Origin of the sequence: Brevundimonas sp. NIBR11 (assembly GCF_027912535.1) — a bacterium.
Lineage (GTDB): Bacteria > Pseudomonadota > Alphaproteobacteria > Caulobacterales > Caulobacteraceae > Brevundimonas.
Map to the genome: position 1 here is coordinate 358679 of NZ_CP115465.1, position 15240 is coordinate 373918.

Genomic DNA, 15240 nt, shown 5'->3' on the forward strand with positions numbered 1-15240 from the left:
GGGCCGTGCCTCACCGTGAAAATCCGCCGCTCACCCTCTCGCGTGGCCGATCGCTGCGCTCGTGGACGCTCAACCCGTCTCCCAATGAGAGAGGGAAGTCAGATCAGAAGCCCAGTTCCTCCCTCAACTCCTGCGCCGTCACCCCAGCCTCGCGCAGGGCCGCCAAGGTCACCGACCCGTCGCGCTTCGCATACCGTTTCCCATCCGGTCCCAGCAGCAGCCGGTGGTGGCGATACACCGGCGTCGGCAAACCCAGGAGGGCCTGCAGCACACGCTGGATCGAGGTGGTCTGAATCAGGTCCTCGCCCCGGATGATGTGGGTCACGTCTTGCAGGGCGTCATCGACGACAGAGGCGATGACGTAGCCGGCGCCGATGTCCTTGCGGCCCAGGACCATGTCGCCGAGCCGTTCGGGCGTCGCTGTCTTCATCCCATGATCGGCGGCCTCCTCGATCCAGGTCAGATGCTCGAACCCGCCGAGGCGGTCGCGGGCGGCCGCGAGGGACAGACGCCAGGCGAAGGGCTGGCCCGAGGCGAGCTTTTCGGCCTCTTCGTCGGGGGCGAGAGGGCCGCCGGCGAAAGCGTGGGCGTCGGCGGGATCGTCGGCGTGCGGGGCCATGCCGGCCAGCGCCATCAGTTCCTTGCGCGTCCGGAAGCAGCGGTAGAGGACGCCCATCTCGCGCAGGCGATCCAGAGCCGCATCGTAGTCGGCGCGATGTTCGGACTGGCGGCGGACCGGCTGTTCCCACTGGAGGCCCAGCCATCTGAGGTCGTCGAGGAGGGCCTCTTCATAGGCCGGACGACAGCGGGTGAAGTCGGTGTCCTCGATGCGGAGAAGGAAGCGACCGCTCGCCGCCTGCGAGGCCGTGAAGGCCGTCAGGGCGGAAAAGGCGTGGCCGCGATGCAGGAGGCCCGTCGGCGAAGGCGCGAAGCGGGTGACGAAGGTCAAAGCCGACGGATCGCCCCGGCCTGTTCGGCGCGCGCCACCCCCGCCCGGAGCGCCTCTACAGGTATGCCGTCGAACTGGGCCAGCAGATCCTCCAGGGCGAAACGCTGCTGATCGAACATCCAGTGCATGGCGATCGCCACCGGTCCGTGGAAGACGGGCGCCGCGACGGCGGTGCGCTGATACAGGGTGAGGGGTTTGCGCGCCGGCAGTTCGTAGGACGCCGGGCGGGGCGTGAGGGCGTGCTGCATCTGGGCCAGCTCGCTGACCAGGGCCGGATGTTTGCTCAAGACGGCGAGGCGGCGTCCCAGATCCTCGAGGTGATCGGCGAGGGCCCTGCCTCCGTCCTTTTCGGCGGGCGGAAAATAGGTGCGGAACGCCGGGTCCGTCATCGCCGCCCGTTCCAGGAGGGTGAAGAGGATGCGGCCGTAGAGGGGCGTGACCGAGAAGCTGATGTGGAGCGAGGCCGACGATCGGTCTCCGTCGGCGAGGGCGTCGTGATACCAGCCGCGCGGCAGGTAGAGGAGGTCGCCGGGCTTCATCCGGATTTCCTGCATCAGGGCGCCGCGCCGGGCCTCGAAGGCCGCGCGAGGATCGCCGGGCGGCATGGTGACCGGCGTGTCCTCCTGGTTCGCATAGAGACGCCAGGTCTTCTCACCCTCCATATGGATCGCGAAGACGTCGTGGGCGTCATAGTGGCTGGCGAAGGCCTGAACCCCGCCGAAGGAGCAGTAGGCGTTGGCGCCGACAGAGGCCGCGAAGGTGCGGCCCAGCATCTCTGTCACCGCCGACAGGGCAGATGTGCGCCACTGAACGTCATTGCCGACCAGGCTGGCGCCGGCGGACAGAAGGACTTCGACCCGAGCCGGCTGGGGGCGGTGCGAGGGGCCAGACTGGGTCTGAACCGTTGAACAATACTGATCCTCAGGGATCGGCTCACTGTTCATCACCAGTTTGAGGTTCTGGCTGGTCCAGCTGGAGGTCTGGTTCAGAAGGACGTTGAAGCCGGCCCAGTCGATGAGGGCGCGGCTGGCGTTGCCCGCGGCCGGCAGGTGCAGGGGTTTGCGCCCCAGGTGCTCGCTCATGAAGCGATCGACCGGGAAGGGGTGAAGCAGCTCGGCGAACGTCGGCATGGCGAAACGCTAGAATTGGCCTTGGGCCTTGTCCACCGTCGAGACCGCTTTCGAGGCCGGTGCGGATGCGCGGCTTTCGGCCGTCGTAGGCGCCGGGGAGAGGTGATCGTCGTGGCGAGATCGTCCACACTGGCGACGACCCGCCTTCGATCGACTGGACCCGGATGCCCCTCACGCCTGAAGAATTGATCGTCGCGCGCGAGCAACTGGTGCGGCTCGATCCGGCGCTGGCGCGAGCCCATGCCCAGACGCCGTTGTTCGAGTGGCGACGGGGAGATCACGGGTTCCTGGGGCTGTTCCGGATGATCGTGGATCAGCAGGTGTCGATGGCCTCGGCTGCCTCGGTCTGGGCGCGGTTGCAGGCGGGGCTGGGGGAGATCACGCCGGAGAGCCTGCTGGCGCACGACTTGGAGAGCCTGAGGGGGATGGGTTTGTCGCGGCAGAAGGCGACCTATGGTCAGGGGATCGCCCGGGCCCAGCTGGACGGGACGGTCGATCTGGAACACCTGTCGACGCTGGACGACGAGGCCGCGATCGCGGCCCTGGTGTCACTGAAGGGCGTGGGGTCGTGGACGGCCGAGGCCTACCTCCTGATCTGCGACGGGCGGACGGATGTCTTCCCGGGCGGAGATATCGCGCTGCAGGAAGCGATCAAGTGGGCGGATCGGCTGGAGCACAGGCCGGACACCAAGGCGGCCTATGCGCGCGCAGAGATATGGCGGCCGCACCGGGGCGCCGCCGCGCATCTGCTGTGGGCCTGGTACCTTGGGGTGAAGGCCGGTGAGATCGTGCTAGACCCCCCTTCGACGTAGCCCCCGCGACGCGCGGGAGGTAACAGGATGTCTTCGTGACCGGCCTTGTGCATCCCGACCTGATCAGCCCCGCCCTGACGCACCCGGAGACGGTGCTGGGCGCGCTCGACTTCGCGGGCGTGGCGGTGTTCGCCGCGACCGGGGCGCTGGCCGCCGCGCGGGAAAAGCACGACCTCGTCACCTTCGCCTTCTTCGCGGCCATCACGGGCGTGGGCGGGGGGACTCTGCGGGATCTGTTGATCGGGGCGCCGGTCTTCTGGGTGCAGGACTGGCGATACATCGCGGTCTGTCTCGGCGGGGCGCTGGCGGTCTGGCTGGTGGGCGCCGGCGAGTGGCGGTTCCGGGCCTTGCTCTGGCTCGATGCCATCGGGCTGGGAGCCTATGGCGTGCTCGGCGCGGCCAAGGCCGAGGCGTTCGGGGTGCCGCCGCTGATCTGCATCGTGATGGGCGCGCTGACGGCCTGTTTCGGCGGGATCGTGCGGGACATCCTGGCGGGGCAGCCGTCGATCCTGCTGCGGCGCGAGATCACCATCTCGGCGGCCCTGCTGGCGGCGACCCTCTATGTGGTGGCGCGTCAGTTGGGACTGGACCACTGGCCGGCGGCCTTGATCGCCGCGCCGATCGGATTCGCGCTCAGGGCCGGCGCCCTGGCCTGGGGTTGGAGCCTGCCGGCCTTCCCCGGCGGGTTCATCCGCAAGGGCTCGTCATGAAAGCTCCGCATCACCGTCGTGGCGATGCGGACGAATCGGGCGTAGGCTCCTCTCACTAGAGAGAAGGAGAGACGTCTTCAGTCCGATTTCCTCGATTTTCGGCGTGAGCGGGAGGATCTGATGCAGGTCCTTCACAAGCCGCCGTCCGGCTATCCGGCCCTAGTGCTGAACGCCGATTTCCGCCCGCTGTCCTATTACCCGCTGTCGCTCTGGCCGTGGGAGGAGGCGGTGAAGGCGGTCTATCAGGACCGCGTGGACGTCGTGTCGGTGTACGACAAGGTGGTCCGCAGCCCGTCGCTTGAGATGCAGATTCCCAGCGTCATCGCGCTGAAGTCCTATGTCGACCAGAACCGCAGCCCGGCCTTCACCCGGTTCAACGTCTTCCTGCGCGACGGCTTCACCTGCCAGTACTGCGGTGATACGGCCGAGCTGACGTTCGACCATGTGATCCCGCGCAGCCGGGGCGGGCGGACGACCTGGGAGAATATCGTCGCGGCCTGTTCGCCCTGTAACCTGAGGAAGGGCGGGCGGACGCCGCAGCAGGCGCACATGCCCATCCGCCGGGCGCCGCACCGGCCGAACGCCTTCCAGCTTCAGGACGCCGGACGCCGGTTCCCGCCGCACTATCTGCACCAGAGCTGGTTGGACTACCTCTACTGGGACATCGAGCTGGAGCCTTAGGCTGTCTCGCTTCCGCCGCGCGCACCGGTTAGAGGACGCGGCCCGATCCGGAACGGCCGCGTGTTCGCGACGTTGACGGCTCGCCCCTCACACCAGGTCGTCCATGAAAATCCGCGTCCGCGCCGAGCTCGTCTATCGTTTCGATCCGCCGACGGATGCGATCTACAAGATTCAGGTCGCGCATTGGCCGGGTCAGGACATCCTGCAAGAGCGGCTGACGGTCACTCCGCCGCAGGAACTGCATGAGGACGAGGACACGGAGTTCGGAGCCCGGACGCTGCGCGCGCGGCTGTCGGGCGAGGTCGCCGTGACCTATGAGGCGGTGGTGGACAACGGCAAGCTGATGGGCCTTCCGCCGGGGGTGACGCAGCATGACTGGAACGACTTGCCCGCGGAGGTTCTGACCTATCTGTGGCCCAGCCGCTACTGCCCGTCGGATCAGTTCGGCCGTTTCGTGGAGCGACAGTTCGGCGAGACGACCGGTGGTGAGCGGGTCCTGGCGATCCTGGGATGGATCAAGGAGAACATCGATTACGAGCGGGGCGTGTCGGACTCGGAGACCACGGCGGCGCGGACCTTCATAGATCGGGCCGGGGTGTGTCGCGACTTCACCCACATGGGCATCACCCTGTGCCGGGCCTCCGGCATTCCGGCGCGTGCGGTCAGCGCCTATGCGCACCAGCTGACGCCGCCGGATTTCCACGCCATCTTCGAGGTTTGGCTGTCGAACGGCTGGTGGCTGGTCGACCCGACCGGACTGGCGCCGATCGAAGGGCTGGTTCGGATCGCCTGCGGGCGCGACGCGGCGGACATCGCCTTTCTGTCCACGCAGGGGTCCTGCGCGATGGTGCGTCAGTCGATCACGGCGGTGGCCGCCTAGTCGCCTACTGCGTGGAGGCGCGGTCGGTGCGGCGGCGCCCCTGGTAGGTTTCGATGAAGTCGAGGCGCCGCAGGACCTTGTTCTGCGGATCGATGACAACGTGGGCCCCTGTGGGGACGCGGATCGAACCACGGCCGCCGGTCATGGGAAGCGTATGGACGCGGCCGTCGACCGAGATCTCGACCGGCATGGGAAAGTCCGCGCCGTCGCCGGTGGTCCACGACACGTCGAGCGTCTCGCCGTCGCGCGTCTCGTTCAGGACCGGCAGAGCGGCCTGGTAGAGGTAGCCGCGGAAGAACCAGCCGTAGTCCTTGCCGGTGACCGCGTTGACGATGCGTAGGAAATCCGGGGTCGAGCGATAGATCGGCTCGAAATTGCCCGGGCGCGGGTCGGGGCGGCCGTAGACCAGGGTGGTGACCGACCGGAAGAAGGCCTCGTCGCCGATCAGCATCCGCAGGGAATGGGCGATCAGCGAACCCTTTGAATAGATGTCGTTGCCCGGCCCGACCTCGCCGTCATAGACCTCGGCTTCGGTCTTGAGCTCACCAGAGACCACGGGGAAGCGGTTCATCAGGCCCTGCTGCTGCTCGGCCAGTTCGGTCTGCATGTAGCGGTCGCCGTGCAGCCAGGCGCCGTAGAGGGGCTGCATATAGGAGCCCAGACCCTCGTGCAGCCACATGTCGTCGGCATTCGCATTGGTCATCTGGTTGCCGAACCACTCGTGGGCCAGCTCGTGCTGCAGCAGCCAGTCGTAGCCTTTGCCGTCCAGCCGATAGCTGTTGCCGTAGGCGTTGATGGTCTGGTGCTCCATGCCCAGGTGCGGCGTCTCCACCACGCCCATCTTCTCGTCGGAGAAGGGGAAGGGACCGACGGTGGCTTCGTAGAAGTCCATCTGCAGCGGGAACTCTGCGAACAGGGCTGCGGCTTTCGCCGGATCGTCCGAGGTCAGATGCCAGAAGGACATGGGGAAGGTGTTGCCGAAGCGGCTGCGATATTCCGTCTTCAGCTCGGTGTAGGGACCGATGTTGAGGGCGACCGCATAGGTGTTTGGCTGGGCCGCCGACCAGTTCCAAGTGGTCCAGCCATCGCCGTGATCCTGGGTTCCGAGGAAACGACCGTTGGACGGAGCGGAGAGGCCAGTCGGAACGGTGATGTGCAGATCGACGCGGCCGGGCTCGGCCAGGGGGCTGTCGATACAGGGCCAGAACAGATCGCAACCCTCGCCCTGCACGGCCGTGGCGATCCACGGTTCGCCGCCGGGCGCCGTGGACCAAACGAAGCCGCCGTTCCACGGGGCGCGCGGGGCGACGCGGGGATGGCCGGAATAGGCGATGGTCAGGGTGGCGGACCGGCCCGCTGTCAGGGGACGCGCGAGGGGCACGGTCATCCGGCCCTCGGGATTGGTCCAGTCGGAGACGGCCTGACCGTCCACGGTGACGGCCGAGACGTCGAAGACGGTGTCCAGCTCGACCACCAGGGCGGCGACGGGCGCGGTGGCGGTCAAGGTCAGCGCGGCCGTGGCGTCGATGGCCTTGTCGTCGGGCCTGACCTTGATCGCCAGGTCGACGAGGTCGATGCGCACCGCCTCCTGTTCCGGCGTGCGCGGCTGATCCGTCATCAGGGTGAAGGCGGTCGACTCGCGCGGGGTGGCGTCCTGGGCGAGGGCGGGACTGGCCAGAAGAGCGGCGACGGCGAGGGCGGTCAGGGTCGTGCGCATGACGGGCCTCAGCTGGCGGACCGGGCGGTGCGTTCGGCGGCGGCGCGCTCGCGTTCGGCCTGGTTGTAGGCCTGCAGGTCGTCGATGACGTCGAGCTGGCGCAGCAGTTTGTTCTGCGGATCGATCAACACGGTCGCGCCGGCCGGCACGGTGAGGGTCGTGCGGCCGTCCGGCATCGGCACGGTCTGGGACCGGCCGTCGATCTCGATCTCGACCGGCATGGGGAAGTCGCCGCCGTCGCCGGTGGTCCAGGTCAGGGTCAACCGGTCGCCCGAACGGGTCTGGGCGAGCACCGGCAGGGCCGCCTGATAGAGGTAGGCGTTGAAGAACCAGTCATAGTTCCGGCCGGTCACCGAGTTGACGATTGCGTTCATCTCGCGCGTCGAGGACGTCTGCGGCACGAAGTTGCCGGGGCGGGGGTCGGGACGGCCGTACACCAACCGGCGGATGACTTCGTAGAAGTCGTCGTCGCCGATCGTCATCCTGAGGGTATGGGCGATCAGCGAGCCCTTGGAATAGATGTCGCCGCCGGGACCTTCGGAGCCGCCGTAGACCTGATTGACCGTGCGATCGTGCCGCGAAACCACCGGGAAGCGGTTCACCAACCCCTCGCGCTGATGCTGGAGTTCGGACTGCATGTAGCGTTCGCCGTGCAGGTAGCGGGCGAACAGGGGCTGCATGTAGCTGCCCAGGCCTTCGTGCAGCCACATGTCGTCGGCGTTGTGGTTGGTCAGCTGGTTGGCGAACCATTCATGGCTGAACTCGTGCTGCAGCAGGGTGTCGTAGCCGCGCGCCTCGACCTTGTACGCGTTGCCATAGGCGTTGATCGTCTGGTGCTCCATGCCGAGGTAGGGGGTCTCGACCACGCCCATTTTCGAGTCGCCGAACGGATAGGGGCCGATGGTCGCTTCGAAGAAGTCGAGCATCGGCGCGAACTCGGCGAACAGACGGGCGACCTTGGCCGGGTCGTCGGAGCGCAGATGCCAGTAGTGCATCGGGATCGTGTTGCCGAACCGGCTGGCGTAGGAGGCCGTGACCTCCTCGTAAGGGCCGACGTTGATCATCCCGGCGTAGATATTCGGATGAACGATCGACCAGTTCCAGGTCTTGGTCCCATCGGCGTTCTCGGTCATGCCCTTGAAGACGCCCGGTCCCGGGGCCGAGACATTGCCGGGCGTGGTGACGTGCATGTCCAGCTGGCCGGGCTCGGCATGGGAGTTGTCAATGCAGGGCCAGACCAGGTCGCAGCCGTTGAGCTGGACCGCCGATCCGACCCACGGCTCGCCGGTCGGGGCGGTGGCCCAGACGAAGCCGCCGTTCCATGGCGCGCGGGGGGCGACGCGGGGCGCGCCGGCGTAGGCGATGGTCAGGGTCGGGGTGGCGCCGGCGGCGAGGCCGGCCGGAACCTCGACGGTCAGGCGGCCCTCGGGATTGGACCAGCGGTCGGCGGGGACGACGGCGCCGTCCAGCCGGATCTCGGAGATGGTGAAGAGGGTGTCGAGCTCGACCGCCAGCCGCTGGATCGGGGCCGTGACCGTGAAGTCGAGGATGGCGACGCCCTCGATCGACTTCGTTTCCGGCAGGACCTTGATCGACAGATCGGCCTTGTCGAAGCTCAGCGCCTCCTGCTCCGGCGTGCGGGGGTTGTCGGTCTCGAGCGTGAAGGCGGTCGGCTGTCGGGCCCCGGCCGCGTGAGGCTGGGCGTCCTGAGCCACCGCGGGCGCAGTTGCCAGGAGGGCGAGGACGGATGCGGCGCAGGCGAACTTGATCATGACCGAGGCCCCGATGAGACAGCGGCGCCAACCTATCGAACCGGCGTCCCGGGGCAACGGCAAAGAAAAAGGCCGGTGTCGCCACCGGCCTTGTTCAAATATCTTTCGGACGCCTCAGGCCGCGGCTTGTTCGGCCAGCTTGGCCTTCACCTGACGCTTGATGCGCTGGGCGGTCGGCGACAGGTTCTCGTCGTTGGCCTTGATGATAAACGGGTCCAGGCCGCCCTTGAAGTCGAGCGTACGCAACGCGGCGTTCGAGATCCGCAGCGAGTACGACTGTCCCAGGGCTTCCGAAGCCAGCTTGACCTTCTTCAGCGACGGCAGGAAGCGGCGCTTGGTCTTGATGTTCGAGTGGCTGACCGAGTGGCCGACCATCGGGCCGACACCGGTGAGTTCGCAACGACGCGACATCGTCTGATCCTTGAGGTGGCGCCGTCCCGAACCGTGGAAGGGCGCATGAAACAAATGCGCGCGGGGGAGGTCCCCGCGCGAGAGGGGGCCGTATAGAGGAAGCGATCCCGCGCCGTCAAGGGATTGGGCTCTGAATAGACTCAAGGAACCGTTCCCGCGCCTCCATGCGTTCATGCGTCGTTCAATCGCCGCGTTTCAATGCTCAAGCTCACCGGACTGACCCGGGGATGAGATCCATGATGACCTTGCCTGCCGTTCTGATGCGCGCCGTCGCCATCACCGCACCCGCCCTGGCCGGAGCGATACTGCTGGCCGCGCCCGCCTCCTCGACCCAGGCTCAGGCCTCGGCGAGCGAGGTCCTGCCGGGCTACTGGGAATACACCACCAGCGCCGTAGGCATTCGGTCGACCGAGACCAAATGCGTGCGCCCCTCGGAGATCAATCGCTTCTTCGGCGGCCTGTCCACGCGCCGCTGGCGCTGCACCTATCCGACGCGCGTCGTCGGCGGCGGGACCGCGCGGTTCGAAGGGACCTGCACCGACCCTCGCGGCCGCCATGTCAACGTGCGCCTGGGCGGGTCCTACCAGCAGGAGAGCTTCCGCTTCACCGGCGGGGCCCAGCTGGCGCGAGGCACGCCGTATCTGCCGGCTTCGATCACCGCGCGTCGCGTGGCGGCGGTCTGCCCGGCCGGGGCGGAGTATTTCTGACGCTCCCGGCGCCGACCAGAGAAAGAAAAAGGCCCCGGAGCGATCCGGGGCCTTTTCCATATCGGCGACGTCGCCGTGATTATGCGGCTTCGGCTTCTTCTTCCGCATCGGCGGCTTCGGCGGCGGCGATGACGGCCTTCTTGGCGCTCAGCGATTTGGAGAGCAGCTGGACGGCGGCGTCCTTGTCGATGCGGTTGGCGGCGGCGACTTCGCGAGCCATGCGGTCCAGAGCCGATTCGTAGAGCTGACGCTCCGAGTAGGACTGTTCCGGCTGGGAGTCGGCGCGGTGCAGGTCGCGGACCACCTCGGCGATCGACACGAGGTCGCCCGAGTTGATCTTGGCTTCGTATTCCTGAGCGCGACGCGACCACATGGTGCGCTTGATGCGGGCGCGGCCCTTCAGCGTGGTGAGGGCCTTGGTCACGACGTCGTCGGCGGCCAGCGAGCGCAGGCCGGCCGTCTTGGCCTTCTTGGTCGGGACGCGCAGGGTCATCTTCTCGTGGTCGAAGGTCACGACATAGACTTCCAGCGACATGCCGGCGACTTCCTGGGTCTCGACCGCGGCGACCTTGCCGACGCCGTGGGCAGGATAGACGACCGCGTCGCCAACCTTGAATTCCAGACCGCTCTTGTTCGTCATGTCATTCCTTTCCCGGACGCAGGAGAAGGGCATCGAAGGCGCGAAGGACAATTGCTTCCGAACCGGCGACGGGGGTCGCCGATGGGAATGATGCAGTCGTCAGTCGTGGAAACGGATCACCCAACCTCTGGCCGACCCCGTCTTCATGGACGAGGTTCTGTCGCAAACGCGGGCGGCGCGTAGGAAACGCATACCGCCCGACCCAATGTGAAGGAACATATCACAAAACGAGGCAATTTCAAAACGTCGCGTGCGTCGGCTGCCAGACCGTCGCTATTCCTGACCCGGAGCTTGGGCGAAAAGTTAGGGCGGCCTCAGGATCCCTTGCCCGGCTTGGGCGAGAAATATTTCTCGAACTTGCCGGTCTCTCGTTCGAACTGTTCCTTGTCCGCGGGCGGCGTGCCCTTGACCGTGATGTTCGGCCAGACCTTGGCGTACTCGGCGTTGACCTGAAGCCACTTGCCGTCGGGCTCGTCCTCGGTGTCCGGGACGATGGCGTCGACGGGGCATTCGGGCTCACACACGCCACAGTCGATGCACTCGTCCGGGGCGATGACGAGGAAATTCTCGCCTTCGTAGAAGCAGTCCACCGGGCAGACCTCGACGCAGTCCATGAACTTACATTTCACGCAGGCGTCGGTGACGATGTAGGTCATGAGCGGGCGGGCTGACGTTCGGTGCGGCGAGAGAGGCCCGGCAGATGACCCCGAGAAGGTCCGGTGTCAACCGGAGGGGAAGAGCAAAGGTCGGGGTTGTCTCCAAGGCCACAGCCGCTATTTGCATCAGTGTCGATTGCAGTTATGCGGTCGCCATCCCCCAGAACGGAGCGCCTCCCCATGCTGAACCGCCGCCTTCTCGCCCGCACCGCCGTCGCCGGAGCCCTGGTGCTCAGCCTCGTCGGCGGCGTCGTCACCGCCCAGACCGCCGCGACCCGCAACCCCGCCGAGGTCCAGGCGGGGACTTACAAGCTGGATCCCGCGCATGGGAAGATCACTTGGTCGGTCGAACACCTGGGCTTCTCGACCTACTACGGCCAGTTCATAAACGTGGCCGCCGACCTGACCCTCGACCCGGCCAACCCCTCGGCCTCGACCCTGACGGCGACCGTGCCGCTGACCGACGTGGCGCCAAACAACGATGCGCTGAAGGCACACCTGCAGACGCCGGACTTCTTCGACACGGCCAGGTTCCCGACCGCAGCCTTCGTCGCCACCTCGATCGTCATCGACGAGGACGACGCCTCGGAGGCCGAGGTCACGGGCAATCTGACCCTGCACGGCGTCACCAAGCCGGTCGTGCTGGACGTCGAGTTCAACCAGGCCGGTCCCTCGATGGGCGGGGTCTACAAGGTCGGCTTCGACGGCGAGACCATCATCAAGCGCTCGGAGTTCGGCATCAACTTCGGCCTGCCGGCCATTGGCGACGAGGTGGAGCTCCACATCGAAGGCGAGTTCATCAAACAACCCTGAAGGGGCCTACCGCTCGACGCACGGCATCTCGCCGCTTTAGGCGGGTTCGTCGTCAGTGAGTGAGGAATAGAGGGCGCGGGCCTCCGGCGGAGGTCCGCGTCGTTCGCCCAAGGCCTCGACGCGGACGGCGGTGACCCGGCCGTTGATCGCGAAGGTCAGGTCGTCGCCGGGGTGGACGCAGCGACTGGGCTTGTCGAGCCGGGTCTGTTTTCCGTGATGGGTCAGCCTGACGGCGCCCTTCTCGACCAAGTCGGCGGCCAGACCGCGCGTCTTCACGAACCGCGCGCGCCACAGCCAGATATCGACGCGAATGCTGTCTTCGCTCATTGGGGAACGAACCGAACTGCGGTGTTTGCCGACCAGGCGCAACGAGAGCGATTGCCGTCATTGCCGAGGCGGCAGACGGCAAAAAATCCACGGCCGCGAACGCAATCACTGCCGAAAGACAGGCCGACCCAGCGAAGACCGCAATCCCGGAGCGAACGGCCGGGGCTCAAGGCGCCGTCTTCTTCCGCCTGGGCCGCTTGCGGCGGGCGGGCTGAGCCGGGGCGGTCAGTTCGGCGAGCCTGGCGAAGGGCGAGTCGGGGCGGGCGAGCACCGGCTTGCCTTCGCGGTCGGGCATCTGGGCGCGGACGGTCTTGAGAGCGGTCCAGATGACCTTGGCGTCGCCGGCACTCCAGCCGAGGGATTTCAGGGCGTCATCGGAGAGGTTTCCCTTGTTCTCGCGACGGAGGTCGGAGGCCCGTTCGAGATCCTCGACGGGGACAGCCCAGCGACCGGCTGCGCGCACGCCGAAGGCGGTCAGGGACCGCGTCGACGGGGCGGGGATGGGCAGGAGGGTCAGGCCCTCAGCCTTCGCGCGGAACGGATCGGCGGCCGCAAAAGCCTGGGACAGGACGCGGCCGCGTGATTTCAAGGCGCCTGGAAGCCAGACGGAGTGCTGGCCCACGCGGATGGCGAAGGTCCTGATCGTACGCCGCTCGACCTGGCTGAGGGCGGCCAGGTCGCGTTCGACGTCCCGTCGGTCGATGAGGCCGCCGGCCTCCAGCAGACGGAAGGCGATTCCGCGCGGGAGGCCTTTCAAAGCGCCGGATTCGACGGCCTGTTTCAGGCGGCGCAGATCGCGCAGGGCCCGACCGGCTTCCGCCGCAAGCCAGGCCTCGATGCGGCGCTGGGCCCGATCGCGGGCCGCCTGGGGTCCGAGGTCGCCGATCAGGCGGACGCGAGGGCTGAAGGGGTCGGTGTTCGTGATCTTCGCGGCCAGGGCGCCGGACCACAGGACGTCTCCCTCGGGCGTGACCGAGAAGGCGTCGTCGGCATCGGCGGCCAGTTTGCCGAGGCGGCGCGCGATCTCGGGACCTACGGCGCGGAGGGCGGCGGTCTTGAGGGTGCGGTCGGCCAGCGCCGAGCCCCCAGCGGCGGGGGCGAAACGGACGCCTTCGAGGCGCCCCACGGCCTCGCCGTCCACGGTGACGATCCCGTCGTCGGCGACCTCCGCCATCGTGCCCTCCCGGTCGTGCAGGGAGCGCATCAGGGCGGTGGTCTTCCTGTCCACGAAGCGGGCCGTGAGGCGTTCGTGCAGGACGTCGCTGAGCCGGTCCTCCAGGGCGCGAGTGCGGTCGCGCCAGCCCTTGTTTCCCTCCAGCCAGTCGGGCCGGTTGGCGATGTAGGACAGGGTTCGGACGCCCGCGAGCCGGGCCGAGAGCTGGTCGATCTGGCCGTCGTCGCGGTCAACCTCGGCGAAGCGGGGGGCGAACCAGTCGTCAGTCAGGCGGCCGCGCTTGCCGGTCAGGGCGTGGAAGACGTCGCGCGACAGGCGGACATGCTCCTCCAGCGTCGTCTTCTGGAAGTCGGGCAGCTGGCAGGCTTCCCACAGCCGCATGATGGTGCCGCGCGAGCGGCCGATGCGCTTGATTTCGTCGTCCTGCATGGCGCGACGCAGCAGGGTCTCGTCCAGGGCCTGACCGGTCAGTTTCAGGCCGGGCACGTTCGGCGTCTGGACCAGCGATCGCAGAAGGTCGGGCAGGGTGTCGAAGTCGAGCCGGGCGTTGCGCCACTCGATGGCCTGGATGGGGTCGAAGCGGTGTTCGACGACCTGGGAGACCAGATCCTCATCCAGCTCCTCGGCCTCGCCCGTGACCCCGAATGTGCCGTCGCGGATGTGGCGGCCGGCGCGGCCGGCGATCTGGGCGATCTCGTGGGCGTGGAGCCAGCGGGTGCGGTGGCCGTCGAACTTTCGCATACCGGCGAAGGCGACATGGTCCACATCCATGTTCAGACCCATGCCGATGGCGTCGGTGGCCACCAGAAAGTCGACCTCGCCGGACTGGAACAGGGCGACCTGGGCGTTGCGGGTGCGGGGGCTGAGCGAGCCCATGACGACGGCGGCGCCGCCGCGTTGACGCCGGATCAGCTCGGCGATGGCGTAGACCTGATCGGTCGAGAAGGCGACGATGGCGCTGCGCCGGGGCAGGCGGGTCAGCTTCTTGGATCCCGCATAGGTCAGGTTGGACAGTCGCTCGCGGGTGATGATCTCCAGGTTGGGGATCAGGCGGCGCATCAACGGGGCCATGGTCGCGGCGCCCAGGAACATGGTTTCGAACCGGCCGCGCGCGTGCAGAAGGCGCGAGGTGAAGACGTGGCCGCGTTCGGGATCGGCGGCCAGCTGGATTTCGTCGATGGCGAGGAACTCGACCTCGCGCTCCAGCGGCATGGCCTCGACGGTGCAGACCCAATAGTGGGGTCGGGGCGGGATGATTTTCTCTTCGCCGGTGATCAGGGCGACGGCGTTGGCGCCCCGCAGCTTGACGATCCGCTCGTAGATCTCGCGCGCCAGAAGCCGCAGCGGCAGGCCGATCATGCCCGAGGCGTGGCCCAGCATCCGCTCGACCGCGAGGTGGGTCTTGCCGGTGTTGGTCGGCCCCAGCACCGCGACGACGCGGGACGGGGCGAGGCCGGTGGGGCGGTCGCTCATGGTCTTGATAAGGTGGCGGTTCGACGACGGTTCCTCAAGTCGTCCTGGAAGGACGCGTGGTTCCCGGTCGCCTTGAAGATGCCGCCCAGAAGGCAGGGAATGACGTGGACCCTCACGCCGGTGCGGCCGACCAGCTCCGGCAGGTCGCGCTCGGCGAGGCAGGCGTTCAGGCTGGAGAGATCGAAGATGAAGCCGAGGGTCTGGATCATTCCGGGCCTCGTGTATCGCGACGCTTAACGAGAGGCCTGATCGGCTGGAACAGGGGCGAAACGAATCATGACCGAATCAGCGACTCCGTGCGATTCGGGATTTGTTCACCCCAAGATATTGTATCTTAAGACGGATTAACCACAAACGCGAACGGGTCTTCGCCGCGGATCGGAAACGG

The 15240-nt window shown here is 67.4% G+C and carries 16 protein-coding genes; 6 read left to right on the forward strand and 10 right to left on the reverse strand.

The window, feature by feature from the left end; translation table 11 throughout:
* Positions 1-103: 103 nt before the first annotated feature.
* Positions 104-949 (reverse strand): tRNA glutamyl-Q(34) synthetase GluQRS, encoded by an 846-nt coding sequence (gene gluQRS / locus O5O43_RS01690; RefSeq protein WP_271085199.1) that lies wholly within the window; start codon positions 947-949, stop codon positions 104-106.
* Positions 946-2079: a cupin domain-containing protein gene (locus O5O43_RS01695; protein ID WP_271085200.1), complete on the reverse strand. Its 1134-nt coding sequence runs from the start codon at positions 2077-2079 to the stop codon at positions 946-948. Before O5O43_RS01695 ends, gluQRS begins: the two co-directional genes overlap by 4 nt.
* A gap of 164 nt (positions 2080-2243) precedes the next feature.
* On the opposite strand from O5O43_RS01695, the gene O5O43_RS01700 reads away from it, so the two are divergent.
* The 4 genes from O5O43_RS01700 to O5O43_RS01715 all read left to right on the forward strand — a co-directional run bounded on the left by O5O43_RS01700 (position 2244) and on the right by O5O43_RS01715 (position 5162).
* Positions 2244-2891 carry a DNA-3-methyladenine glycosylase 2 family protein gene (locus O5O43_RS01700; protein ID WP_271085201.1) on the forward strand — a complete coding sequence of 216 codons (648 nt, stop codon included), beginning with the start codon at positions 2244-2246 and terminating at the stop codon, positions 2889-2891.
* Positions 2892-2953: 62 nt separating this feature from the next.
* Positions 2954-3601, forward strand: a complete 648-nt coding sequence (locus O5O43_RS01705) for a trimeric intracellular cation channel family protein (RefSeq protein WP_271086360.1) — start codon at positions 2954-2956, stop codon at positions 3599-3601.
* 120 nt (positions 3602-3721) lie between these two features.
* Positions 3722-4282, forward strand: a complete 561-nt coding sequence (locus O5O43_RS01710) for an HNH endonuclease (protein ID WP_271085202.1) — start codon at positions 3722-3724, stop codon at positions 4280-4282.
* A gap of 103 nt (positions 4283-4385) precedes the next feature.
* Positions 4386-5162, forward strand: a complete 777-nt coding sequence (locus O5O43_RS01715) for a transglutaminase family protein (RefSeq protein WP_271085203.1) — start codon at positions 4386-4388, stop codon at positions 5160-5162.
* A 4-nt stretch (positions 5163-5166) separates the two neighbouring features.
* On the opposite strand, the gene O5O43_RS01720 is transcribed toward O5O43_RS01715, so the two are convergent.
* From O5O43_RS01720 to rpmB, 3 genes are all read right to left on the reverse strand, one after another.
* Complete coding sequence (locus O5O43_RS01720; RefSeq protein ID WP_271085204.1) at positions 5167-6879, reverse strand: M1 family metallopeptidase; 1713 nt, start codon at positions 6877-6879, stop codon at positions 5167-5169.
* A gap of 8 nt (positions 6880-6887) precedes the next feature.
* Positions 6888-8651, reverse strand: coding sequence for a M1 family metallopeptidase (locus O5O43_RS01725; protein WP_271085205.1), 1764 nt, complete (start codon positions 8649-8651; stop codon positions 6888-6890).
* 114 nt (positions 8652-8765) lie between these two features.
* Positions 8766-9062 (reverse strand): 50S ribosomal protein L28, encoded by a 297-nt coding sequence (gene rpmB / locus O5O43_RS01730; RefSeq protein WP_271085206.1) that lies wholly within the window; start codon positions 9060-9062, stop codon positions 8766-8768.
* A gap of 236 nt (positions 9063-9298) precedes the next feature.
* Here rpmB and O5O43_RS01735 point away from each other — a divergent pair, with 236 nt between their 5' ends.
* Positions 9299-9769, forward strand: a complete 471-nt coding sequence (locus tag O5O43_RS01735) for a DUF3617 family protein (protein ID WP_271085207.1) — start codon at positions 9299-9301, stop codon at positions 9767-9769.
* A 79-nt stretch (positions 9770-9848) separates the two neighbouring features.
* Here O5O43_RS01735 and O5O43_RS01740 read toward each other — a convergent pair whose 3' ends face one another.
* Together O5O43_RS01740 and fdxA are read right to left on the reverse strand one after the other, a co-directional pair.
* Positions 9849-10409 (reverse strand): CarD family transcriptional regulator, encoded by a 561-nt coding sequence (locus O5O43_RS01740; RefSeq protein ID WP_271085208.1) that lies wholly within the window; start codon positions 10407-10409, stop codon positions 9849-9851.
* A 314-nt stretch (positions 10410-10723) separates the two neighbouring features.
* Positions 10724-11065: a ferredoxin FdxA gene (fdxA, locus tag O5O43_RS01745; RefSeq protein WP_271085209.1), complete on the reverse strand. Its 342-nt coding sequence runs from the start codon at positions 11063-11065 to the stop codon at positions 10724-10726.
* Positions 11066-11245: 180 nt separating this feature from the next.
* On the opposite strand from fdxA, the gene O5O43_RS01750 reads away from it, so the two are divergent.
* Complete coding sequence (locus tag O5O43_RS01750) at positions 11246-11878, forward strand: YceI family protein (RefSeq protein WP_271085210.1); 633 nt, start codon at positions 11246-11248, stop codon at positions 11876-11878.
* Positions 11879-11914: 36 nt separating this feature from the next.
* On the opposite strand, the gene O5O43_RS01755 is transcribed toward O5O43_RS01750, so the two are convergent.
* From O5O43_RS01755 to O5O43_RS01765, 3 genes are all read right to left on the reverse strand, one after another.
* Entirely contained in the window at positions 11915-12205 is a 291-nt protein-coding gene (locus tag O5O43_RS01755; protein WP_271085211.1) for an RNA-binding S4 domain-containing protein, read from the reverse strand.
* Positions 12206-12371: 166 nt separating this feature from the next.
* The gene (locus O5O43_RS01760) at positions 12372-14852 is read right to left on the reverse strand and encodes a helicase-related protein (RefSeq protein ID WP_271085212.1); all 2481 of its coding nucleotides are present in this window, start codon (positions 14850-14852) and stop codon (positions 12372-12374) included.
* Positions 14849-15061 (reverse strand): hypothetical protein, encoded by a 213-nt coding sequence (locus O5O43_RS01765; protein ID WP_271085213.1) that lies wholly within the window; start codon positions 15059-15061, stop codon positions 14849-14851. The genes O5O43_RS01760 and O5O43_RS01765 overlap by 4 nt, the downstream gene beginning before the upstream one ends.
* Positions 15062-15240 lie beyond the last annotated feature (179 nt).